Here is a 23,913-nt window from a genome sequence, read left to right as displayed (position 1 = left end):
TTTGCATGCTCCGGCTTTCCCATAATCCTGAAATTGTGTAATCTGGTACTTATGGTGAATGAAACAGCTGCTTTACTTTAATGGTTATTAATTGAATTATTAATGTTTTCTGCATTGCTTTTCAATGTCAGTACATACTCTTTGGGGGAAAGTTTATATTGTTTGGCAAAACTCTTTGAGAAATAGGAGGGGGTGGCAAAACCAACTTCGTAAGCGATTTGGGTAATATTCATCCTGCCTTCCTGCAGTAATTTCAGGGCCTTCTTGAGTCGAAGGTTTTTGATAAAATCATGAACGCCCATGCCCGTGAGTGTTTTAAATTTTGAATAAAGAACTGTCCGGCTCATAGCAGCATGCTCGCTTAATTTTTTATAATCCAAATCAGTCTGGTCCAGGTTTTCTTCTATAAACAGGCTCATTTTTTCCAGGAATTCCTTGTCTGATTTATTAAAATCAATTTCATCCGGAATGAGCTGTTCAGTGACAATGAATTTGTTCCTGATCTTTTCCTGGTTTTTGATCCGGTTATAGATCACATTAAAGATGATCTGGCTGTTGACGGGTTTGGTGAGATAAATGTCTGCTCCAGCTTCATATCCCGACACCTGGCTTTTTTCGGTAGTTTCACCTGTAAGCATCAGTAAGGGAATATGACTTGTCAGTATATTGTTTTTCACCTGCTGGCAAAATTCGATTCCATTCATCACGGGCATGATCAGGTCACTGATGATCAGGTCGGGCTGGGAAGAGATCGCAATTTTTAACCCGTCCTGTCCGTTGGTGGCTTCATCAATTTCAAATACACTGGAAAGTAAAATTTTCAGGTAGTTTCTCACATCAGGGTTGTCGTCCACTATCAGTATCCTCTTACCCTTGAGTACCTTCCGCTGAAGTTCTGGCAACTGGAATTCAGTTTCCGGAATATTGGACTGTTGTTGTTGCGGAGCCCATTCTTCCGTGGTTTCTTTCTGCCTGGTCAGGATAGCTTCCGGGGGATTTACAATTCGTAAGGATTTTGGAAGCCTGATGGTAAATACAGAGCCTTTACCCGGCATGCTTTCAATGTCCAGGGAACCATGGTTCACCCTGATAAAGTCCATACTAATCTGCAGACCTAGTCCGGTTCCGGTTTCACCTGCCGTTCCTATCGATCCCTGGCTGCTGGCATTTTTAAGATTTTCAATCATTTGGGGCAGCATACCTACTCCGGTATCGCTGATGATGATGGCTATTTCATTCTCCCTCGCCTCAGATTTAATGACAATGCTGCCGGAAGCCGGGGTAAATTTAATGCTGTTACTTAAGATGTTTCTTATAACGGTATTGATCATCTGGTAATCTGCATATATAGTATGGGTGTTTTCGATATCCACCCGGCATTGTATGTTTTTATTCGTCATCTGAGCCTGCGCCAGGAAAATGTTTTTGAGTACCAGTTCGTGGATATTCAGGTCATCCGGTTTATAATAAAGGCTGTCAGACTGTGTCCTTGCCCAGTCCAGGAGGTTCATTACCAGGTTATGAACTGAGCCGGACGATTTGCTGATATTATTTATATAGTTTGATATCTCTTCCTGATTCAGGCTGGGTAGTCTTGATTTCAGTAAATCTGCCAGCCCGTTGATGGCAGCGATTGGATTTTTAAGGTCATGTGCCAGAATGGAAAAAAACCTGTCTTTCGTGTTGTTACTGGCTTCAAGTTTACTTACAGTCGTTTCGAGTTGCTGGTTCTGGGTAAGGATTTGCTCCTGCTGCTGTAATATTCGGTCCGTTTTCCTGACAATCTCCTTATTCACATTTTCAAGGTGCTCTTTTTGCTGGTTAATTTTTTCATTGCTTTCAAGCAAATAAACATTCGTTTCTGAAAGTTGCTTTGTCCTTAATTCCACCTTTTTTTCGAGTTGCCTGTTTCTTTTTTTAACCGAATTTATCCGGTAATGAAAGAATGCCGAAATACACCCTGCCAGTAGCAGTACCATGCCTATCTTAAATGCCCAGGTATTCCAGAAGGGTGGGGTGATGATCAATTCCACCTGCGTTGCTTTGTCAGACCATTTCTGGTCATTTTTTAACCCCTTTACTTTTAGCGTGTATTTGCCGGGATCCAGGTTGGTATAGGTAAGGCTGTTCCTGGTCCCGAGGTTCTGCCATTCATCATCGTAACCTTCCAACTTATAAGAATATTGCTTTTTCCCGGCATCTGTATAGTTCAGGGAGGCGAATTCAAACGAAAAAGATGATTGTTTGTAGGATAGAACAATTTTGTCGGTCATGGAAATGACCGATTTAAGGGGCGAGGGGTCTTCTTTATCTTTAGCCACCCTGATATCCTTATTGAATAACTGGAAATTGGTAAAGTAAAGTGGCGGATCATATGGTATGGCATTGATTTTATCCGGCGAAAAAACATTAAAACCGTTCCTCCCGCCAAAATATATCCTGCCTTCGTGATCCATACATCTGGCATACTTGAATTCATCCGCCTGCAGTCCGTCTGCGGTGGTAAAATTTTCGAAATGACCGGTTTGGATAGCCAGTTTACTTATTCCTTTATTGGTACTGATCCAAAGATTTCCTTCCCGATCTCCCAAAACAGCACCAATGGCATCATTGGCCAGGCCGTTCTCAGAGAAGTAGGTTTTATTTTGACGTGTTACCGGATCAAAACGATTCAATCCGGAGTTGGTGCCAATCCAGAGGAGACCATTCCCGTCTTCCCAAATGGAGGTAACGCTGTTATTACTTAGTTTTTCACTTCCTTTAGCATATGAACCTACGGTTGTGGTAAATACAGAAAAGCTTTGGTCCGCTTCATTGAATTTGTTCAGCCCTCCACCGTCGGTACCAATCCACAGATTTCCTTTCCGGTCCTCCTGTATCGACAGAATATGATTGCTGCTGATGTAGTTGCGGGGCCTGCTATCATTTTTAAACCGGATAAATTTTCCTGATTTACCGTCATACAGGTTCAACCCCTCCCCATAAGTGCCCACCCATATCCTGTTCCGGCTGTCCCTGAAAATGGTGAAGGCATAATTACTGCTCAGGCTTCCGGGATCAGATGGATCATGCCGGAAATGATTGAATCGGTTTGTTTCATAGTTAAATACCGTAATGCCATCCCCCCAGGTTCCCAGCCACAGATTTTTTTCAGAATCCTCAGCGATGCTCAATACATAATTGCCGCAGATACTTGATTTATTTCCCGGTTTGTGCCTGAAGGAACTGAAGTTACCGGTTACAGGGTTGAACAGGTTCAGCCCGCCGCCATCTGTTCCGATCCAGATCCTGTGTGCCTGGTCCTCATAAATAGTATTTACAATATTATTGGAGAGACTGTTTTTGTTTGAAAAATTTCTGTAATGAGTAAAGCGCACTTCATCAATACTTACCATTGATATTCCGGCATTAGAAGTGCCGATCCACATATTGCCCTTGGAATCGCGGCTGATACAATTTATGGTGTTGCTGCCAATGCTGGTGTTGTCATTGTCATAATGGAGATAGGGGATCGTAGTGCCGGAACCCGGATTGTATATTTGTAAACCGGCATTTTCAGTACCAATCCACAGGTTGCCGGTCTTATCTTCTTCAATACACAAAAGGAATTTGTGGACGGAACTATTCCTGTTATTTTCCAGGTTGATCTCCCTGAAACTCCCGCCTTTCCGGTCAAACTGGTTCAGCCCGCCTCCATAGGTGCCCACCCACATTGTTTTTTTGCTGTCCTCAAAAAGGAATTTGATGTGATCATCCGTAAGGCCGGCACCATTTCCTTGTTTTCTGCTGAATGATCGTGTGGGATTTCCTTTTTTATCCAGGACTATAATACCGTTATTCACTGTGCCAATCCAAATATTGCCGCTGAAATCTTCCGTGATCACAGAGACAGATGAACCAAAATTGTATTGACGATACAGGCCTGTGGATGGATTAACAACATACAGGCTGCTTTCACTGCTGCCTATCCATATATTCTCGTTTTTGTCCTTGAAAAGGCACAAAAGATACTTACTGATTTCTTTTCCCGGTGGTAATAAATCATTAACCTGCTGAAACTGGTCCTTGTTAAGGTCAAGTATGTTGACCCCTCCCTCAGTGGTGGCAATCCAGAGCAGTTTGTTGCTGTCTTGCTGCACCGCCATTACATTATTCCAGTTAATTGTATTCTTATTATGGAGGCTTCTCTTGAAAATGGTGAATTTATAGCCATCGTATTTACAGAGTCCTTCGCGCGTGCCAAACCACATAAACCCCTGGTTGTCTTCGTAAATATATTGGACAAGACTACCCGACAAACCATCGTTTGCACCAAGCTGCCTGAATTTCAACTGGTTCCACTGGCCTGAAACCGGTAAATGGAAAACTGCGAAGTAAAAGAAAAGAAGTAACCACCTGCGATTCATAGTGTGATTGCATTAGAAAGTTATGCTCGTCAGAAAGTTATCATTAATTCATAGATATTGACAATTCTCTTCGGAAATAAAAATTGACGGCAGGCCTTTTTGGGTAAATCCTTATATACAATAATACCATAATGTGCCGGTTCGAATTTTTATTCCATGTTCCTTCCTTAAGAGTTTTTCTGTAGAAAGTATCTCTGTTCATGTATGGGAAAAGGCCTGAAAGGCCGGATTAGTACAGGATTACCTGAAATCCGGACTATAGGAAACAGGAAGGGATTGCTTAAAAGGTAACCTTGTAAAATCATTTTAAGTGCAATACAAGTTTACCATCGACATGGATAAGAAACAAAAGTTGAAACCCATTTTATTGGTTCTGATAATGTTGGCGGGAACACTGGAAAGTCGGTCCCAAAGTTTTTTTGACGATTTCAATGGAAAAAAACTGGATCGCAAATACTGGAAGAAAGCAAATGCCAAATGGGGCGAGAACCTTTCAAAGGGAACACATGGCGGTGTTATACCTGAGAATGTATTTGTACAGGATGGCAACCTGGTTGTCCGTGCCCATGGTAATTATTACAAGGGACCAATTTGGGGGCACGGCGAGAAAAACAGGGTAGGTGGTGCTGTTTATTCCAAAAGGAAGTTTGCTTCCGGCAGTTATGAAGTAAGGGCCAAAATTTGTCCCCAGCCGGGTGCCCTTTCCGCATTCTGGACATACTATTATAAGAATGATACCGTAAATCATGAAATAGATTTTGAGTTTCCGGGAAGGAATCAGGCACCTAATGGACCGTCTGACTCTGACCTCAGTTGGGGCCTGATGACAAATTGGAGGGGGGTAAGCACAGAAAGGCACCGGAATGCTGATAAATATTTTGGTGACCAGGCCGACGGGCAATACCACCTCTACCGCTTTGAATGGCATACCGGTGGAGATTCGTCAAAACCCCGCATTGAATGGTATTTCGATAACAAACTCATGCATGCCACAGAGGAGATGGTTCCGGACAATGCATCGGCTTTCTGGATCGGAATCTGGTTCCCGCACTGGGTCGCTCGTCCGGATTTTGATACGGATTATATGTATGTGGACTGGATCAGGATAACAGAGTTCAATGAAAAGGGTGATCGGCGCCGCTAATGACCGGAATTTTAAAACCGCACACAATAAATGGATAGAAATATGATAAAATGTTACCACAAAAAAACCGGTCCTGCGGGCATGAATGCAGTGATTCGGCTATTATTGATACAGGCAGTACCTGTATTACTTTCCGGAAACCTACTGGCGAATGCGAGCAATACCAGTGAGGCCGAAGGGCCTGCCGGGGTTGGAGCTTACCAGCAGCAGGGCATTACGGGAACTGTTACCGGAGAAGGTAATCAGCCCCTGCAGGGAGTAACGGTGACGGTTAAGGGAACCAATATTAGTACCACCACAAATGAGGCCGGTACCTTCAGAATCAATGCAACTCCGGGGACAAAGATTGTATTTTCCATGGTCGGCTATTCATCCAGGGAAATTGCGGTCGGAAATCAGCGGAGCCTGAATATATCACTGGAAAGAGCGGTCACCCAATTGGATGATGTAATGGTCGTTGGATACGGCCTGAAAAAGAAAAGCCAGTTTACCGGCTCCGCTGTAACGCTGACATCTGAAGAGTTGAACAAGTCGTCTCTTTCAATGGCAAACATGCTTCAGGGAAGGGCGGCAGGTGTTCAGGTTACCCAAAATAATGGTACGCCGGGTGCGAGCCTTTCCATCCGGATCAGGGGTACCAACTCGCTTAATGCTAACAGTGAACCATTATACGTAATTGACGGATTTCCGGTGGCAGACCGTGTCGGCTATTCCCTGAACCCCGATGACGTTGCAACCATTACTATCCTGAAAGACGCTGCTTCCACGGCCATTTATGGTGCGAGAGGTGCAAATGGAGTAATCCTTATCACCACCAAAAGCGGATCGGCCAGAAAGAGTAACCTGAACTTTCACAGTTATACGGGCTTCCAGAAAGTGATCAGCCGCTATGAACTGATGAATGGCCATCAAAATGCACTGCGCATCAATGCAATTGCCCGGCAGGAAGGGAATACACCCCCCTATTCGGATGGAAGACTTGATTCATTGCAAAAAGGAATGCTGGGAACAGACTGGCAGAACGAGGTATTCCGCACCGCCCAGGTGCAGAGCCACAATATCAGCTTTGAAGGCGGAAGCGCTAAGACCAATATTTTTGCAAGTTTTGATTACCTGGACCAGGCCGGGGTGGTAGTGCATTCCAACTACAAGCGAATCGGTGCAAGGGTAAATATCAACCATACCGTGAATGATAAACTAAAAATGTCAGCACGCGTATTCGGTAATATGGGAATACAAAATGACCTCCCTCTTGCACCATCTACCATTAACGGTTTCCTGAAACAGGTATTGAAAGCCAATCCGGCTTCAACTTTTGACAGCGGTGTGCCTCCCACCAGGGATGCCCAGAACCCGCTCCACTTCTTTGAAGCAGAAGACAGGGAAAATTCAACCTTCAGAACCCAGGCTTATTACACACTGAATTATGAACTCATTAAGGGACTCTTTCTTCAGGCTGATGCCGGGGCAGATATGTCGCGCACTGAAGTAAACTATTTTGCACCTTCTACCGTTCCAAACGCCGTAGGTACAAAAGGCATAGCCTCTGTGACGAATCTGGATGAACGCGACCTGATCCTCAACCCCACTGCACATTATTCATTCAGGGTGGCGGAAAATAATTTCAAACTCATGGCAGGATACAACCTGCAGAATTTCACCTACAAGGAAGTGGGTACAACCGCCACCAGTTTCAGCAGTGATGAACTTGGCTATAATAATCTGGCCATGGCTCAGCAGTTCTCTGCATATTCCGGAAAAGCATTGGTTAAACGTAAAAGCTGGTTTGGAAGGATAGACTATGACTACAATAACAAATATATCTTTACCGGTACCTACCGCATCGATGGTTCTTCAGTTTTCGGAAATAATAATAAACTTGGATATTTCCCTTCTGCAGCGATAGCCTGGAACTTTTCCGAAGAAAATATGATTAAGGATATGGGCTTGTTCAGAACAGGTAAGCTGCGCGCCAGTTATGGTATTACAGGTAACGACAGGATCAATTCCGGTATCTCACTGGCAACATTTTCCGGTAATAATTCTACCAAGTATACATTTGACGGGGTATCTACTCTCAGCGGTCTTGCTATTACCAGGCTTTCCAACCCCGACCTGAAATGGGAGCAAACCAATTCCTTTAACCTCGGACTTGACCTGGGTTTCCTGAATGACCGGATTTTACTGCAGGCTGATTATTATACCAAAGTAACGAAGGACCTTCTGCTGGACAGAAGTATTTCTCCCTCCACCGGATTTGAAACCCGTTTCGGAAATTCAGGGGAAGTGTCCAATAAAGGTTTTGAACTCTTCCTGCAAACCACCAATATCCGTTCAAAAGGATTTACCTGGAAAAGTACGTTTTCCTATGCCAGGAATAATAACAAGGTCACATCACTCGGAACAAATAATTCGGATATATATGTAGGTTCATTCAAACCCGATGGAGCTGCAAGTTTTGAAACTCCTTTTATTATCCGTGTGGGTCAGCCTATCGGCTCAATATACGGTTATCTGTATGACGGTATCATTCAGGACAAAGATCCGGTTCTCACCACCACACACCCTAATGCCGAACCAGGCGATCCTAAGTTTGTCGATGTGAATGGCGATGGAATCGTAAGCGCGGAAGACAGAGTTGTCCTGGGCGTTGGCGTGCCAAAGGTCAACTATGGTTTCACCAATAGCTTCTCCTATAAGGGCTTTGAGCTGGATATTGTAATGCAGGGTCAGGCAGGCGGTAAACTGGTTAACATTCAAAAAGAGGATATGCTCAACCCGATTTCTTCTGGTAATGGTCTCGCTCAACTGGTAACCGATACCTGGTCAATGACAAATACCGGAGGATCTATTCCCGCCAAAGGCTTTTATGGCAACGCACATGGCGGCTGGGTGAATTCAAGATTTGTTGAAAGTTCTGATTTCCTCCGTATTAAAAATATCACCTTGGGATATACCATTCCAGAGCGGCTGACCAAACGAATTGGAGTTTCCGTTCTCCATCTGTATGTGAATGCACAGAATCCGATTACCTGGACCAAATATTCAGGAGTTGATCCTGAAGTTGGCAACCTGGTGAACAGTACATCTCAAAACCAGAATGTTGCCAGGGGATTGGATTTCAATGCTTATCCGGTAAATAAAATGATTCTTTTCGGTGCCAAATTAAACTTCTGATAGTTATGAAACGAACAATAAACAAAAACGTATTCTTTCTGGCTGCAATGCTAAGCACAACTTTTCTTTCCTGCGAAAAAGGCCTGGAAGAAGAAACCTTTTCAGTGCTGGATGCCAACACACTTTCCTTACCGGCCAACGGCGAACAGGCGGTCAGGGGAACCTATGCTGCATTAAAGGACAATGGCGGATATGGTTATTATGCGGGCTATCTGTACTGGTTATATGAATACCCTGGAGAAGTGGTGACTACAAGGGCCAATGCCAGACAGGGTGTGCAACTTGATCAGTTGACCTATGATGCCAATAACTCAACTATTAACGATGTCTGGACAAGTATATACAGGCTTGTTTCAAGAGCCAACGAGTCAGAGGAGATCATTAAGAAGATCAACTACAAAGAAAATGGCTCCTCAGAAGCACTCCAAAAACAACATCTCGGTGAAGTAAGATTTCTGCGGGCACTTGCCTATTTCGATGCCACTTCTTTATGGGGAAGTGTACCATTGCTGAATAAACCTTCTTCAGAATTTACGGAAGCAGATGAAAATCCGCCATTGACAGACCAGGCCGATATAGAAGCTGCCATGATTGCAGACCTCCAATACGCTGAAGCAAACCTTCCGGAATCATATCCGGGGTCGGAAGTTGCAAGGGCAACTGCAGGAGCTGCTAAATCATTGTTGGGCAGACTATATATGCGCCGGCTGGAATGGAAAAAGGCAGCAGATAAACTTGCTGAAGTAATGGGTAAAGGATATGATTTGCGCACGCCGGCTGAAGGCGGAATAGTCTCTTTGTTTTCCAGGGACAACCGTTCGGATAATGAATTCATTTTTGTATTGAAATCGTCCAATGAAACCAGTGCTTATGGTGTAAATTCCAATAGTTTCGGACAGAATTCAACACCCTGGGATTTCAACAGGGGATGGGGCAACTTCCCCCTGCATCTTTCCTTTTATTCAATCTTTAATCCGGAAGACTCACGCCGGAACCTGTTAACCGGAGTGTACAATACCATCTATGGCCAGGTGGTGGCTGTTCCAAAGGAATATGGCGGAATTGGCGAAGAGGCCGATAGGGATACTACCCTGGCTATTTTTGTGTACAACCTGAAATATCCGCATACCGGAAACTATAATTATTCCGGTTATAACAATGTTCCCATTATACGTTATGCAGATGTTCTGTTAATGCGGGCGGAAGCATTGAATGAATTGAACGGCATCAATCAGGAAAGCCTGGACCTGATCAACCAGATAAGGAGCAGAAGCGGTTTGCAAAATTATTCCCTCATTGATTTTTCTTCCAAGGATGCATTGAGGGATGCCATATTTGAGGAGAGAAATAAAGAGTTCTTTATGGAAGGCAGGAGAAGGGACGATCTTATCCGGTGGGGACTTGCGGCGAGCGGAGGATCCAATCCTCTCCTGAAGTTTAAAGAGAAAGTTGTTCCTGCACTCAAGAATCCGTCTACCTATTCTGATGCGGTCAACTATGCCTTATTTCCGTATCCACAGAAAGAAATTCAAAGTAATACATCCCTTGACCCAAGTATCAATAATGGGAGGGTGAAATAGTGAATACATTCTGGTTAAGGGTATATGTTGGTAAAAGATACCGTTTATGCCGGTATCTTTTACCAGTTTTTACTCGTGAGTTATGTTTATAAAATTTGTAAAGTGATAGTTGTGAAGAAATGGAAAAGTATTTTCTGGTTGCTGCTTTTAGTTGCGGCTTTGGGTATTGCAGGATTTCTGTTCAATGAAAAAATTCAGGATGTATTTGGCCACCTGAAAGTGAAGCATATTGAGCTGGTAAAATTACCATCCAATCGCCTGAGATTTGAAGTAAATGTTACAGCCAGTCAGACCTGCGATGCAGTCTTACAATACTGGGTTGCCGGTAGCAGTGATACCTTATACACGGAAGTATCAACCTCAAAACAAATACACAAACTGGTTATTACCAACACAGCAGCTAAAACGGAATACCAATTCCGGGTACGTGTAAAAAACAAGCGTGGGAATGCAATCAGTAAGCAGTACCCGCTGGAAACACAACCAATTTACCAGGCTACTCCATATTTTACCCTTGAAATTTCAGACAGCTCCATTAGCGGTGAGCTTAAGGATCAATATTTCATCACCCAGATCCTTTCAGAGCCCGGCTCAATCGTCATCATTGATAATAAAGGGGAAATTGTTTGGTATGAACCATTCCTGAAAGGAGTTAAAGTCAGCCATTGGACTAAAGACAAAACAATACTGGCGATTGTGGGTCCGGAAAAAATTCCTTCCTCCGGTGGTGATGAAATCATTGAAATGGGACTGGACGGTAAAATTATTACCCACCTGAAGAAGGGAGAGGGGGATATGGATAAACTGGTGCATCATGAAGTGAGGAAAGACAGGGATGGTAACATCTACGCGCTTACGTTTACAAAGAAAATTGCTGATTTGTCTTCTGTGAATGGATTGAAACAGGATACCTTGAATGGAGATGGTATTGTACTTTTTAATAAAGCCGGGAAAAAGATTTGGGAATGGTCCGTTCTGGATCACCTTGATCCCCTAAATGATCCGGAAATACTAAAACATAAAAAGGACTGGGTGCATGGAAATGCTGTGTTCAGGCTGGAGAACGGGAATTTCCTTATTTCTTTCAGGGATCTGAACCAGGTTTGGCTGGTAGAAAATAATACGGGTCGCGTAATCTGGAAGCTGGGCGAGAAAGGGGATTTTAAACTGGATGAAAAGTTGATTTTTAGTGCCCAGCATTATATTCATCCTACTCAGGACCAACATTACATGCTGCTAGATAATGGTGAACGAAACCGAATATCCAGGGCAATGATTTTCTCATTGGATACAAACTCGCGGGTTGCAAATCCGGTTAATATTGTTTCCCTGCCGGAGGAATATTATACCTCCGCAAAGGGTAGTGCCGCTCTCTTCGGAAACAGGCAGGACATGGTACTGTTTTGTTTGACTGATCCAAGAGCATTTCTGATTACAGATATGAAAGGTAAAATTTTGTGGAAGGTTCAGGTTGGCGGGGACCCTTACAGACTTGAGGCGATTTCCGGTTTTTCACCTAAAAATCCAGGATTCTGATGGAAGCAATCGGCGTTAATATGTTGGAAAAGCAGGGGGAAATGGCCATTAAACATAATAAGGATGTAAGCCTTAGTTATTTGTTTTTTACTTTTTTTAAGATTGGCCTGGTATCCTTTGGCGGACATATGGCTTTGATTTCTGTCATTCAGCGGGTCATGGTGGATAGAGACAGGACAATAGAAAATGATAAGATCATGGAATGCATAGGGGTGGCTAGTATAATGCCCGGCCCGCTTGCAGTTAACGTGGTCGGGCAGGCTGGCTATCATTTAAGAAAGACTTCCGGTGCACTCATTAGTACTTTTGCTATTATCCTTCCGGCCTTCCTGTTTATGATAGGGCTGACCTGGATGTATTTTAATAATTCACAGTCAGTAATTAGTGGGAATGCCATGACCTATGTTGGTTGTTCGGTTGGTGCCATCATCCTGGCTGCCGGTTGGCAAATGTTTAATAAGGAAATTGGCGGCAATTTTACAAAAAGAATTGTTTTTGCTGTTTCACTGGTTATCATGCTCTTTACCGGGAATTATATTGCAACAGTTCTTTTATTAATAGGTGGGGCGTTGGTGGGGGCTTTACTGGATATTCAGACTAATAATAATACCGCCGGTATGGCAGCTGCCTCAGGGTATGGTCCTGCTGACAAAGACCTGTTTGGTAATCAGATTTTCAACAAATTTATTTTGGTCTTATTATTCCTGAATCAGATGCTTTTCTTTGGTAATGCCACAAAGGCCATGGATACCGGATTGCTGAAATTAATGATGGTATTTGCAGGTATCAGTCTTTCTCTTTTTGGCGGTGGTTATGTGATGATCCCGATAATGGAAAGCCTTTTTGTAAATGAATTGCATTGGGTGAATAATAAGGAATTTGTGGATGCCATCGCATTTAGCCAGGCAACTCCCGGCCCGATACTGATCAGTGCTTCTTTCATTGGATATAAGGTGGCAGGGATAGTTGGTGCCATTCTGGCAACAATTTCAATATTCGCGCCTTCTGTTTTTCTTGTTATAGTGGTTTCAAAGTACCTGAACAGATTCAGGGAAAACAGACTGATGGTTAATTCACTGACAGGCGTCAAAGTGGTGGTGGTGGCATTGATCCTGGTTTCCGCACAAAAGATTTTGATCACTGGTGCCCTGAACTGGATTGCCGCCTTCATTTTTGGTGTATCATTCTTACTCAGTTTCAGGTATAAAATCAGTCCGGTATATATTATTCTGGGTTCCGTTTCAATTGGATTAGTATTAAATCAGTTTTAAAGTCATGGAAAATATTTCAGGCATACAAATTATTGGTACACAAAGATCAGGATCCAACCTGTTAAGGGTTATCCTGGATCAGTCAACAGAAATTGCCTCACCACATCCACCGCATATATTGGTAACATTCATGCCACTTATGCATTTGTACGGAGAGTTAAACGCTGCTTCATACAAACGCCTGGTTGATGATGTAGTGGATTATGTGTTGGCTAATCCCGTTCCCTGGGAAGGTGTTATTCCCGACAAGGATAAAATTATGCATGAATCCAGGCATTATTCACTATCGGAATTAAACCGGCTTATTTATGAAGCGGCAGCGCAGTCAAAAAAGTCTAAGTACTGGTGTTGCAAGAGTATGGCAAATGTTCACTACGCCAATGAACTGGAGGAAGCCGGCTTGAATCTGAAATATATTTTTCTGTATCGGGATGGTCGTGATGTTGCTGCCTCATTCAAGAAAGCCGTTGTCGGTGAAAAACATATCTACCATCTGGCAAAGCAATGGAAGCATGACCAGGATGCCTGCATTCGCCTGGGGGAAATGATGGGAGAAGACCGGTTTTACAGGTTAAACTATGAATCCCTTATTGCTGATCCGGAAAGATCGGTAAAGTCGCTTTGTGATTTTCTGGGAATTGAATATGCAGCATCGATGATGTCGTTCTATGAATCAAGAACTTCAAAACTTGCTGCGGAAGCTGGAGAAATGTGGAGCAACCTGAAAAAGCCGATTATAAAAGATAATACCGGAAAGTACATGCAAACATTTTCCGGGAACGATCTTCAGATATTTGAAGCAGTGGCTGGAGATGTGCTTAATAAACTGGGTTACAGGCTGGAAAGTGGTATCGATTTACAGGACAACGCAGGTCTGCAACAGGCGTTGCTCTCTGAAGAGAATTTGATGGAATACAACAGGATAAATGCCCTTCTGAAAAGAGAAACCATTCAACAGGCCAGCAAAGCAGACCTTGATAACAGGCGCCCTCAGGAGTTGGTTCTGGAAAGAATTAAGAATCGGGATTCCGTACTCTTTAATCAGGAAAATTAATATGCAACCGGAAATAGGACCAATACTTGATATAGCTGTGAAAGCAGGTGCTGCTGTGATGTGGGTTTATAATGATAATCCTGAACCTGACGTAACATTCAAAGAGGATGAGTCTCCACTTACGCTGGCCGATAAAATTTCTCATGAAATTATTGTTTTAGGGCTAACTGAATTATACCCGGGGGTTCCCATCTTGTCCGAGGAAGGGGCCGCTATTGATTTTGAAATAAGAAAGGAGTGGGAATATTATTGGTGTGTAGATCCGTTGGATGGCACCAAAGAATTTATAAACAGGAATGGGGAATTTACAGTAAATATTGCCCTTATACACAAAAATGTGCCTGTGCTTGGAGTCATTTTTGTGCCCTGTATGAACACACTTTATTTTGGTTCCGGTAAGGGAAGCTTTAAGCAGCGACTGGGTGAAAATCCTGTTCCGATTAAATCGGATTCTGATTCACGGGAATGGGTGTCTGTTGGGAGTAGATCGCACTCGGTTGCAAATGAATCAGATTTTCTGCAACAATACCCCATTGTAAGGCATGAGTCGGCTGGAAGCTCGATTAAATTCTGCCTGATTGCAGAAGGGAAAGCGCACATATATTACCGGAAGGGTCCAACCATGGAGTGGGATACTGCCGCAGGCCATGCCATTGCAGGGTTTAGCGGTGCAATTGTGGAAACCGATCAATTCCAGCCATTCCTGTATAACAAAGAAAACCTGAGAAATGGAGGTTTTGTTTGCCGGGTTAACAACTAATTTATAATTAATTGAAATTGTTATGAATAAACTTCCGGGACAAAATGGCATAGCTATCTGGCTTTTCGGTCTTTCTGGAGCAGGAAAGAGTACCATTGCAATACTACTTGAAAGAATGTTGGCTGAAAGAGGCATTTTCAGCATAAGACTGGATGGCGATGAACTTCGGGATGGTGTCAACAAAGGTCTTGGATTTAGCGATGATGACCGATCCGAGAATATCAGAAGGACCGCCGAAATTGCCCGGCTGCTTACCGGTAATAATGTAATTACCATTTGTTCCCTGATAACCCCGCTTGGCAGGCACAGGAAGATAGCCAGGGATATCCTTGGTGATAAAATATTTGAAGTATTTGTTGACTGTCCGCTGGAAGTATGTGCGAACAGGGATGTGAAGGGACTATATAAAAAGGCAAAGGCACAAATGATTGAAAAGTTTACCGGTTTTGATTCTTCTTTTGAAAAGCCGGATATTCCAACCTTTACAATTTCCACTCAGGGTTCAAAGGTGGAAGAATGTGCATCAGCAATTATTGAAAGCCTGATCTCCAGGATCAGAATCCCGCTTTTACCTCTTGCTGATGGGGATGAGTCTGTTATGTTAAGTGCTTGTATATAAGAAGTCGGGTAAAATCAATACACCAAAAGTCCAGTGCATATTGCTGCTATCACCAGGTTGTGATGGCAGCAATATTTTTTTTGCAGGTAATGTTACTTCAGTTTGTATTCCGGCGCGGTGAAAAGCTCTTCCAAAGTACCGTTAAAACACGGTACCACAGGATTTTACTGTTTTGTAGCTTAGTCTCAGAAACAGAAAGAACGCGTTCCGGGGAGTTTTGTACGGTAGGCCCGTTGCCGGCCAGCAGCGAAAGAAGCGTACGCAACATTTAAATGAAAGCAGTATGAGAAAGTTGGAATTTGAGGCGCAGGGTTTGATAAAACTGCTGCGTGGGAGTTTTTCAGGGAATTTTAAATTGTTGATGATTTTCCCACTGGTGCTGGTTTTAATTGGTGGATTGTATACCGGCTGCCGAAAATCAGAAGGTCCGGGACAGGAAGTGGTGATAGATGGCGAAGTCGCAAAGGCAAGAGCCTGGTTTTTAAAGGAAGTGGTTGATAAGGAAAGGAAGTTGCTTTCGCTTAATAAAATGCCGTCTGGGCAGGATTCGCTCAGGAAAATCTTTGCCAGGATGACCAGGGTTGAGAAAAAACTGAAATGGCAGGAAGCGAAATCCTATGCCAGGAATGATGTAAAGTTTGTTGTGGTGCCCCTTGATAATCTTGCGCAGCCTTTCAATAACAAAAAATATACGGCCGGCAGGTCTGTAGTTTTTTATGCCGATGAATCCGGAAAAATGGACATGCATGTTATTGAAATCCTGGGTAAAGAAGCTGCTGTCTACAACTTACAGGAGCTTTCCAGAACAGCGTTTGAAAACCGATATTTCAAAAAATCTGATGGATATGAACGGTTGACTGCTAACATTTTGTTCTACGATCGGAATTATGCGAATAATGGATCCTACCAACTGACAAACGGAGTATGGTCCGGAGGTAATTTTTTCCTGAGCTTTAAAAAAGCATTCACCGCACGCGACAGGATTATGGCCTCCTATTCCCAGGGCAGCAGTTGCGGCACCTGTACTAAAATGTTCCTGGTGGGCTTCTGGTATGATAAAGTAACCTTTGAAGTGGTTGATTACGAAATCCTGGCTGAATGGGATGAATGCTCTGAAGAGAACAAGGAACCTGAATATGGAGACGGTGTCACCCAAACCAATAGTACTGATTGCATGGAAGAGTGTATCAAAAACATTGAAAATTTGTCTGGTAGTTCTTCCACTGATAATTCAACAGTCAGTGTTACATTCCAGACCATTTCAAATATCCGGAAGTTTAAAAATATTAAATGGAAAATTCATAGGGGCTTTGGCTGGAATATATATTCCTATGAAAAAGGGGTTGTAAAATTGGTTGATCCCGCCACCAATAAATGGGTTTGGGAGTCACTTGAGCATGAGAGAATTGCTCTTGAAGGTTTTGCAATAGGTGGAACAGTAACCCCACAGGAAGGAAGTGCGACACCAAGTTTTACTCCCGGTACGCCAAACGTTTTATATGCCGGTATGCATTTGAAGTATTCAATAAAATTTACACCCTTATGTGGTGATTGCATTGGAATTGAAGAACTCATTAAACCATATGTGATCCCATATGAAGCCGGACAAATATGGAGTGCAAATCCTTAATAAATATTTAGTATGATCATCAGTTTTATCAACAACACCAGTAAGCATACACTTAGTGTATTGCTGGTGTTGTTTTTCTTTCATTCCGCATGTATGAGCCAGAAAGACGTGGGGCGTGTAACTGAAATCCGAATGGATATTCATTATCCTGTTTTGCCAATCGATGAGGATTCAATCAGGAATTTGTACGATACGGTTTGGATACAATACTGCGATAGTGAAATTTTATATTTCCTCCCGGCCTACCGGATAGAGGAAGTCGATGGGGAAGTGAAAAGCTTTTCCAGAGATTCAAATTATTTCTTTTTTCATAGAGACAGCGCTTATGGATATTTTATTAAGCATTTGGATAGTTCAGCAATTCCCCTGAAAGCAAAGGTGGATTCAATACTTAGAATAAGAGGGTTTCATAATGAATACACTACAAGGGGATTGAAATATATTGAGACAATCAGATATGCTGAGAAAAGATTTACGGAAAAGTATGTGTACGATGGTACAAACCCTAATGCATACGATTCTGTTTTTTATAGCTACGATGGGAGTTTTAATAAACTTCCTTATAGTTTTTCATTGGGTCTCGACAGCATTCGGGGTGCAAAAATGTATAAAGCTCAGGTGATTTTTAAGGAAAAGTTTCATAAAAATTATAATAAGGTATTGCCTAGAGTGGAATATTTGTTTCAATACTCCGGAACGGACAATTCAGATCCCACAACCTTTAATAAGGTTAGGGACTGGCTCAGGAAGAATGGCGTGGACCTTTGATCCATGTCATTGAATGTATTCATATGCCTTTAAAAACTGTTTATGTGGAGCAGGTTAGTGGGATCCTATCAGTTAATGTGTGCGTTTTATGTGTTGGCAATATTTCTGTTGCCCTGGCTGTATGAATGGCGCATGCAGGGTGGCCTGGTAAGGATGGATTATTACCTGCTCTGGGGCCTGGGTATTTTATCATGGTTGTTTACCTGGTTGAAAAATGTTCTACCCGAACCGAAGTATATCTTTCCTGTTTTACTACTCTTTGGTTACCTTTCATTTTCCGTTTTCAGGGTTTATCCTGATGACGGCAGCTTGCAGGTTCCCATTACCTTATTTTGTTGCCTGGGGATATTTAGTTTTCTATCCGCATTTCTGCCGAAAATTTCGTTCTGGCTTCAGTCGGTTTTAATTGCCTCATGTGCTGTCCAGGTTTTAATTGCTTTCGGTCAGTTATCGCAGCATGGCTCAAATACCATTCTTGTAAGGGGCCAGTTTTACAATTCTGGCTATTTGGGGAATTACCTTGCCGCGCTGGTTCCCTTGATTTTTTTCAATGCTTTCCGTAATGAAGGCAATGCCCGGATGACAAGGATTATTTGCCTGATGCTGTTGGCAGCAGGTGTTTTTTTATTGTTCCGGGTGGCTGCAAGGGCTGCTATTGTTGGCTCCTTATTCGGATGCCTGACCTCTGCAGTTTTCCTATATAAAAAGCGTTTCGGTTTTTCAATTACCAGACTGGTATTATTATTTAGTATACTTTTTCTGTTGACAGTTGGCATTAGCCTGCTGGTAAAAATAAATTCTGCCATGGGCAGACTGACAATTTATAAAATAAGTTGGCAGGTATTCAGGGATCATTTCCTTTTTGGCGTTGGACCCAACCGGTTTGCTGCGGTTTATAATAATTATCAAAGTAGTTATTTCCGGTATGGGCAAAAGCCTTTGGAAATAGAAATGCTCGCCACCAATACATTGGAAGCATTTAATATTCCAATGCAATTCCTGGTAGAATACGGGCTGGCCGGCCTTATCGTTTTAGCCGGTGTTGTATTTTTTATTCGCAGAAACCTGAAAAATGACAGCCTATTTTCAATCAGCCTTCAATCCGGTGCGGGTCATATCGGTTGCCTGGCCGCCATTTTTATTTCGGGTCTGTTTTCAAATCCAATCCATATAAGTCCGATTCAGTTATTGACTACCATTCACCTGGCGGCCATCTTCAGTTCCGGGGATACGTGTAATAAGCCGGTTCGGATGCCGGGATATGTAAGCGCATTATCGCTGGGAATGCTGTTATTATTGGTCGGTATCTATTCCTGCCGGCAACTGGATGCGGAATGGACCTGGCGAAAAGCTGCCCGCTCTGCCCTGTATGATGGGTTTGAAGAAGCAAAAGAAGGATACATGGCCGCCGCCAAAGCATTGGGGGCAAATGGTGCCTTTCTTTTTAATTACGGGGCAGAGGCTGCCATTGCCGGGGAGCTTTTAATTGCAAATGAATTTCTGGAAAAATCAAGAAGGTATTTGTCAGTCAACAATATATATGTCTACCTGGGCGATGTTTACCTGGAACAGGGCCTGTTTGAAAAGGCTGAGCAAAATTATTTACATGCCGTATTTATGGTGCCATCTGCTATTTATCCCAAATACAAACTGATAGAATGTTATAAAAGGATGGGAAATATTATCCTGGCCAGGAAATGGTCCGAACAACTGTTAAATTATCCGGTAAAGGTCAGGTCTGCTGTAGCAGATGAATTAAGGTCTGAAGTCAGGAACAACCTGGATAATTTATAAGGCCGCACGTATTATTCCGGATAGCCGGCATAGGGTTTCAGTTCTTCCAGCTCTTTTTCAATTTTGTCCTGCCAGTTTTTTTGTTCCGCAAGGTTCCTGGAATAATTTGTCTCGTTATCGTATAACTGCTGGAATGCTGCCTGGTCCTGACTGATCTGCTGGTAAATCTTTTGGACATCCCTGTCAACGGATGCGGCCCGGAACCTGTATTCACTTAAAGCCTTGTGTAATTTCCTGGTGAACAATTGCGAAATGTCAAAATGTCCCTGCTCGTGCGCAAGGATATGATTCGATTGAACCTTTGTCCAGGATTTTTGCGGGTAAAACACACACTGGATCTTATATGTCAGAGACTGGTCATCATAGCCAAAATTGATCAGGATGGAAGTACTGGTGAGGGCAGCATTGGAGGCAGCTGCAACAGGATTGCCCTTAAAATCATTCCAGTTTAAAATACGTCGGCTTCTCCAGTTGATATTTTCCCTTTCAGCTGAAATCTTTCTTCCGATTGTTTCAGGGGGGGCAATTGGTACGAAAGCAAAAAAGGCTGTGCCGGTTCTGATAAATGTAAATGCCCCCCTGCTATGGTTGCATTGACTTGCCCCTGCGTTTTCTGCTGTTGGATTAACAGTCGACCTGTTCGGTTCGGCTATTATTTTTGCAGCGGCTTGGGGCACCGGTAAAAAAAGGTTGAGCAGGAATATAAATTGTGTCAGCACCATAGTATGATTTTCCCTGACTACAAAGATGCAAATCCACGGCATTGGGTTTACAAAAGGATTGCTAAAATGGATACAAAAAAATTCCGCCCTGGGAACAGGGCGGACTTGCAAGCAACGTTGAGACCGAAATTTATGAACTAGACTTTTGGAGCTGCGGCCAATATCTCCGCACCTGCACCCGAAGCGTATTTTTCAAAGTTTTTGATAAACTGATTGGCAAGCTGCAGCGCCTGGTGGTCATAAGCGGCAGCATCTGACCAGGTGTTCCGCGGATTCAGTACTTCTGAAGGAACACCTTCGCAGGAAATTGGCATGGCCATTCCGAAAACCGGATGTGTTTCATAGGTGGCATTTTCCAGTTTGCCGGTCAGTGCAGCAGTGATCATGGCCCGGGTGTAACTGAGTTTCATCCTTTTTCCAATGCCGTAAGGACCACCTGTCCAGCCGGTATTGATCAGCCAGACCTTTACATCATGCTTTTTCATTTTCTCACCCAGCATTTCCGCGTAGCGGCCCGGATGCAAAGGGAGGAAAGGCGCACCAAAACAGGCACTGAAAGTTGATTTGGGTTCCGTCACCCCGGCTTCCGTTCCGGCAACCTTGGCTGTATAACCGGAAATGAACTGGTACATCGCCTGCTCCGGTGTGAGCCTTGAAATCGGCGGTAATACACCATAAGCATCGCAGGTCAGGAAAAAGATATTTTTTGGAATATTTCCTGTCGAAGGTTCCTTTGCATTGCTGATATAGTCCAGCGGATAGGATACCCTGGTATTCTCGGTAATGGAACCATCGTCAAAATTGATGGTATTGGTGCCTTCATGGAAAACAGTATTTTCCACCAGTGCCCCGGGGCGTATGGCATGAAATATTTCAGGTTCCTTTTCTTCAGTCAGGTTAATGCATTTGGCATAACAACCACCCTCAAAATTGAAAACATTGTCATCCGTCCAGCCATGCTCGTCATCACCGATCAGCATCCTGTTGGGGTCTGCACTGAGGGTTGTTTTGCCCGTACCACTGAGGCCGAAGAAAAGGGCCGTATCCCCATCAGGTCCCATATTAGCCGAGCAATGCATGCTCAGTACATTCTTCTGGTGGGGTAAAATGAAATTCAGGATGGTAAAAATTCCCTTCTTGGTCTCACCTGTGTATCCTGAACCTGCAATCAGCACGGTTTTATGTTTGAAAGAGATCACTGCTGCATTGTGCTGGCGGGTTCCGCATTCAGCCGGATTCAGTTTGAGTCCGGGTGCAGACAAAATGGTCCATTCCGGTTTGAATTGTTCCAGTTCTTCCTCAGTAGGGCGAAGGAACATATTATATGCAAAAAGGTTGATCCAGGGCTTCTCATTAACGATACGGATATTCACCCTGTAACGCGGGTCAGCACAGGCGTATGCGTCGCGTACCCATACTTCCGGAATCATCTCGAGGTAATCGGTGATCTTTTTCTTTATGGTAAAGAAGTGCTTCTCGTCTATGGCCAGGTTGAAATCATTCCAATGTACTGTATCGGCCGTTATTTCATCCTTTACAATGAATTTGTCCTTTGGGCTCCGACCGGTAAACTCCCCAGTCCGGATAACCAGCGCCCCTGAATCATTCAACACACCCTCACCCAGCCTCAGGGCATCCTGTATCAATTCATCGGGGGGTAATTGGTAAAACACATTTTCAGCGGTCCTGAGTCCGATTTTTACCAGATCTTCAACCGGCATCATAATCGTTGGAATTGACATAGCGGAATCATAGTTGTTTCGGGCAAATCTATGGGTTGCAATTATAGCCTCATAGTAATGTGTACCTGCTACACTATAGATAAAATTCAATACAATTTCAGTTATGTTGAATTTTTTTCTAATAATTGGCAAATATGATAGACAAAATAACAAACTAACGTTTGTTAGTTTAGATGACTGCTAATTTTTTGAAATTTGAATGTTCAAACAACCATTTCCCTGCAGTTCGAATTGTAATTTTTTTCCTTAAGGTCATCGGGGAGCATCTGCGGCAGCAGGATAATCCGGGCCGGCACTTATGCCTGCCTGTTGGTCGCAGTAGCTTAAATCACAATTCATCAAAAGAAAAGAGGCGTCATCGCTGCTCCGCTGAAAACTATCCTTATTTTTAGCCCCCTGAAACAAGATCTCATGAAATATCTACCACTTGACGCACGCATTTTCATCGACAACAGGAAGAAATTCACCAGGGAGATGGAAGCCGGTTCCATTGCCATCTTCAACAGCAATGATGAACTGCCTGCCAATGGAGATGCCATCCATAAATTCAAACAGAATGCTGACCTCTACTGGCTCACCGGCATCAACCAGGAAGACAGCATGCTTATTCTTTTTCCCGGCAATCCAGATCCCAAATTCCGCGAAGTGCTGGTGCTGGTTCGACCCAATGAACTAAAAGAAAAGTGGGACGGCCACCGCCTGCGCCGTGAAGAAGCCACCGCCATTTCCGGCATCAGTACAATTGTCTGGCTGGACAGCATTGACGGACTGCTGCAGCCCATGATACATCTGGCAGAAACGATTTACCTGAATACCAACGAGAATGACCGAAAATCCAACCTGGTACCGGTGCGCGATTACAGGTATGCCGAAGAAATGCGCCGTCGCTACCCGCTGCACCATTATAAACGCAGCGCCCGCATCATGAAATCGCTGCGTGCCATCAAATCGCCCCTGGAAGTGGCGGTGATGCAAACAGCCATGGACATCACCGAAAAAACCTTTCGCCGCCTGCTTGGCTTTATCCGTCCGGGCGTTATGGAATATGAAATAGAAGCCGAGATCTACCACGAATTTCTGCGCAACCGGGCTACAGGGCCTGCCTATGGCAGCATTATCGCCAGTGGCGACCGGGCACGGATCCTTCATTATGTCAGCAATAACCAGGAATGCAAAGACGGTGAAATGGTGCTGATGGATTTTGGGGCTGAATACGGTGGTTATTGCGCCGACCTCACCCGCACGGTTCCGGTGAACGGCAAATTCAGCAAACGCCAGAAGGAAGTCTACAATTCCTGCCTGCACCTCCACAACTATTGCAAGAGTATTCTGAGACCTGGTATTTCCATACTTGATTATACCGACAAAACAGGGGAGGAAGCCACCCGGCAATTCCTTAAAATCGGCCTGCTTAAAAAGGAGGATGTTAAAAATGAAGACCCCGAAAACCGGGCCTACCGCCGTTACCTTTATCATGGCATTTCACATCATCTGGGCATAGATGTGCATGACCTGGGTACAAGGAATGAACCCATCAGGGCCGGAATGGTCTTCACTATCGAGCCGGGTATCTATATCGAAGAAGAACAAATGGGCGTTCGCATCGAAAATAATTTCTGGATCACACGCACCGGGAACAAAGACCTGATGGCCAATATCCCTATTACTGCCGATGAGATCGAAAGATTGATGAAAAAACAAAAAAACTAA

Annotated in this window: 15 protein-coding genes; 12 read left to right on the top strand and 3 right to left on the bottom strand. The window is 43.6% G+C overall.

What is annotated here, in order from left to right; genetic code table 11:
- Nucleotides 1-77: 77 nt before the first annotated feature.
- Complete coding sequence (locus BC349_RS04910; RefSeq protein WP_187255606.1) at nt 78-4,406, bottom strand: two-component regulator propeller domain-containing protein; 4,329 nt, start codon at nt 4,404-4,406, stop codon at nt 78-80.
- A gap of 310 nt (nt 4,407-4,716) precedes the next feature.
- On the opposite strand from BC349_RS04910, the gene BC349_RS04905 reads away from it, so the two are divergent.
- The 11 genes from BC349_RS04905 (at nt 4,717) to BC349_RS04855 (ending at nt 19,739) form a co-directional block, all read left to right on the top strand.
- Nucleotides 4,717-5,550, top strand: a complete 834-nt coding sequence (locus tag BC349_RS04905) for a family 16 glycosylhydrolase (RefSeq protein WP_187255605.1) — start codon at nt 4,717-4,719, stop codon at nt 5,548-5,550.
- Nucleotides 5,551-5,631: 81 nt separating this feature from the next.
- Nucleotides 5,632-8,727, top strand: a complete 3,096-nt coding sequence (locus BC349_RS04900; protein WP_187255604.1) for a SusC/RagA family TonB-linked outer membrane protein — start codon at nt 5,632-5,634, stop codon at nt 8,725-8,727.
- Between the two features lie 5 nt (nt 8,728-8,732).
- Nucleotides 8,733-10,307 carry a RagB/SusD family nutrient uptake outer membrane protein gene (locus tag BC349_RS04895; RefSeq protein WP_187255603.1) on the top strand — a complete coding sequence of 525 codons (1,575 nt, stop codon included), beginning with the start codon at nt 8,733-8,735 and terminating at the stop codon, nt 10,305-10,307.
- Between the two features lie 24 nt (nt 10,308-10,331).
- Nucleotides 10,332-11,843 carry an aryl-sulfate sulfotransferase gene (locus tag BC349_RS04890; RefSeq protein ID WP_187255602.1) on the top strand — a complete coding sequence of 504 codons (1,512 nt, stop codon included), beginning with the start codon at nt 10,332-10,334 and terminating at the stop codon, nt 11,841-11,843.
- Nucleotides 11,843-13,114, top strand: coding sequence for a chromate efflux transporter (chrA, locus tag BC349_RS04885; protein ID WP_187255601.1), 1,272 nt, complete (start codon nt 11,843-11,845; stop codon nt 13,112-13,114). Before BC349_RS04890 ends, chrA begins: the two co-directional genes overlap by 1 nt.
- Before the next feature lie 4 nt (nt 13,115-13,118).
- Nucleotides 13,119-14,168 carry a sulfotransferase family protein gene (locus BC349_RS04880; protein WP_187255600.1) on the top strand — a complete coding sequence of 350 codons (1,050 nt, stop codon included), beginning with the start codon at nt 13,119-13,121 and terminating at the stop codon, nt 14,166-14,168.
- 1 nt (nt 14,169) lies between these two features.
- Nucleotides 14,170-14,928, top strand: a complete 759-nt coding sequence (cysQ, locus tag BC349_RS04875) for a 3'(2'),5'-bisphosphate nucleotidase CysQ (protein ID WP_187255978.1) — start codon at nt 14,170-14,172, stop codon at nt 14,926-14,928.
- 22 nt (nt 14,929-14,950) lie between these two features.
- The gene (gene cysC, locus BC349_RS04870) at nt 14,951-15,547 is read left to right on the top strand and encodes an adenylyl-sulfate kinase (RefSeq protein WP_187255599.1); all 597 of its coding nucleotides are present in this window, start codon (nt 14,951-14,953) and stop codon (nt 15,545-15,547) included.
- A 283-nt stretch (nt 15,548-15,830) separates the two neighbouring features.
- Entirely contained in the window at nt 15,831-17,177 is a 1,347-nt protein-coding gene (locus tag BC349_RS04865; protein ID WP_187255598.1) for a hypothetical protein, read from the top strand.
- Between the two features lie 93 nt (nt 17,178-17,270).
- The gene (locus BC349_RS04860) at nt 17,271-17,945 is read left to right on the top strand and encodes a hypothetical protein (RefSeq protein WP_187255597.1); all 675 of its coding nucleotides are present in this window, start codon (nt 17,271-17,273) and stop codon (nt 17,943-17,945) included.
- A gap of 42 nt (nt 17,946-17,987) precedes the next feature.
- The gene (locus BC349_RS04855; protein WP_187255596.1) at nt 17,988-19,739 is read left to right on the top strand and encodes an O-antigen ligase family protein; all 1,752 of its coding nucleotides are present in this window, start codon (nt 17,988-17,990) and stop codon (nt 19,737-19,739) included.
- An 11-nt stretch (nt 19,740-19,750) separates the two neighbouring features.
- On the opposite strand, the gene BC349_RS04850 is transcribed toward BC349_RS04855, so the two are convergent.
- Together BC349_RS04850 and pckA are read right to left on the bottom strand one after the other, a co-directional pair.
- Complete coding sequence (locus BC349_RS04850) at nt 19,751-20,461, bottom strand: DUF922 domain-containing protein (RefSeq protein WP_187255595.1); 711 nt, start codon at nt 20,459-20,461, stop codon at nt 19,751-19,753.
- A gap of 137 nt (nt 20,462-20,598) precedes the next feature.
- On the bottom strand, nt 20,599-22,203 hold the full coding sequence (gene pckA / locus BC349_RS04845) for a phosphoenolpyruvate carboxykinase (ATP) (RefSeq protein WP_187255594.1): 1,605 nt from the start codon (nt 22,201-22,203) through the stop codon (nt 20,599-20,601).
- A 411-nt stretch (nt 22,204-22,614) separates the two neighbouring features.
- On the opposite strand from pckA, the gene BC349_RS04840 reads away from it, so the two are divergent.
- Nucleotides 22,615-23,913 (top strand): aminopeptidase P family protein, encoded by a 1,299-nt coding sequence (locus BC349_RS04840; protein WP_187255593.1) that lies wholly within the window; start codon nt 22,615-22,617, stop codon nt 23,911-23,913.

Source organism: Flavihumibacter stibioxidans, assembly GCF_014332695.1.
GTDB classification, from domain to species: Bacteria; Bacteroidota; Bacteroidia; order Chitinophagales; family Chitinophagaceae; genus Flavihumibacter; species Flavihumibacter stibioxidans.
The sequence above is the reverse complement of the archived record's forward strand: the minus strand, read 5'-3'. Positions and strand labels throughout refer to the sequence as shown.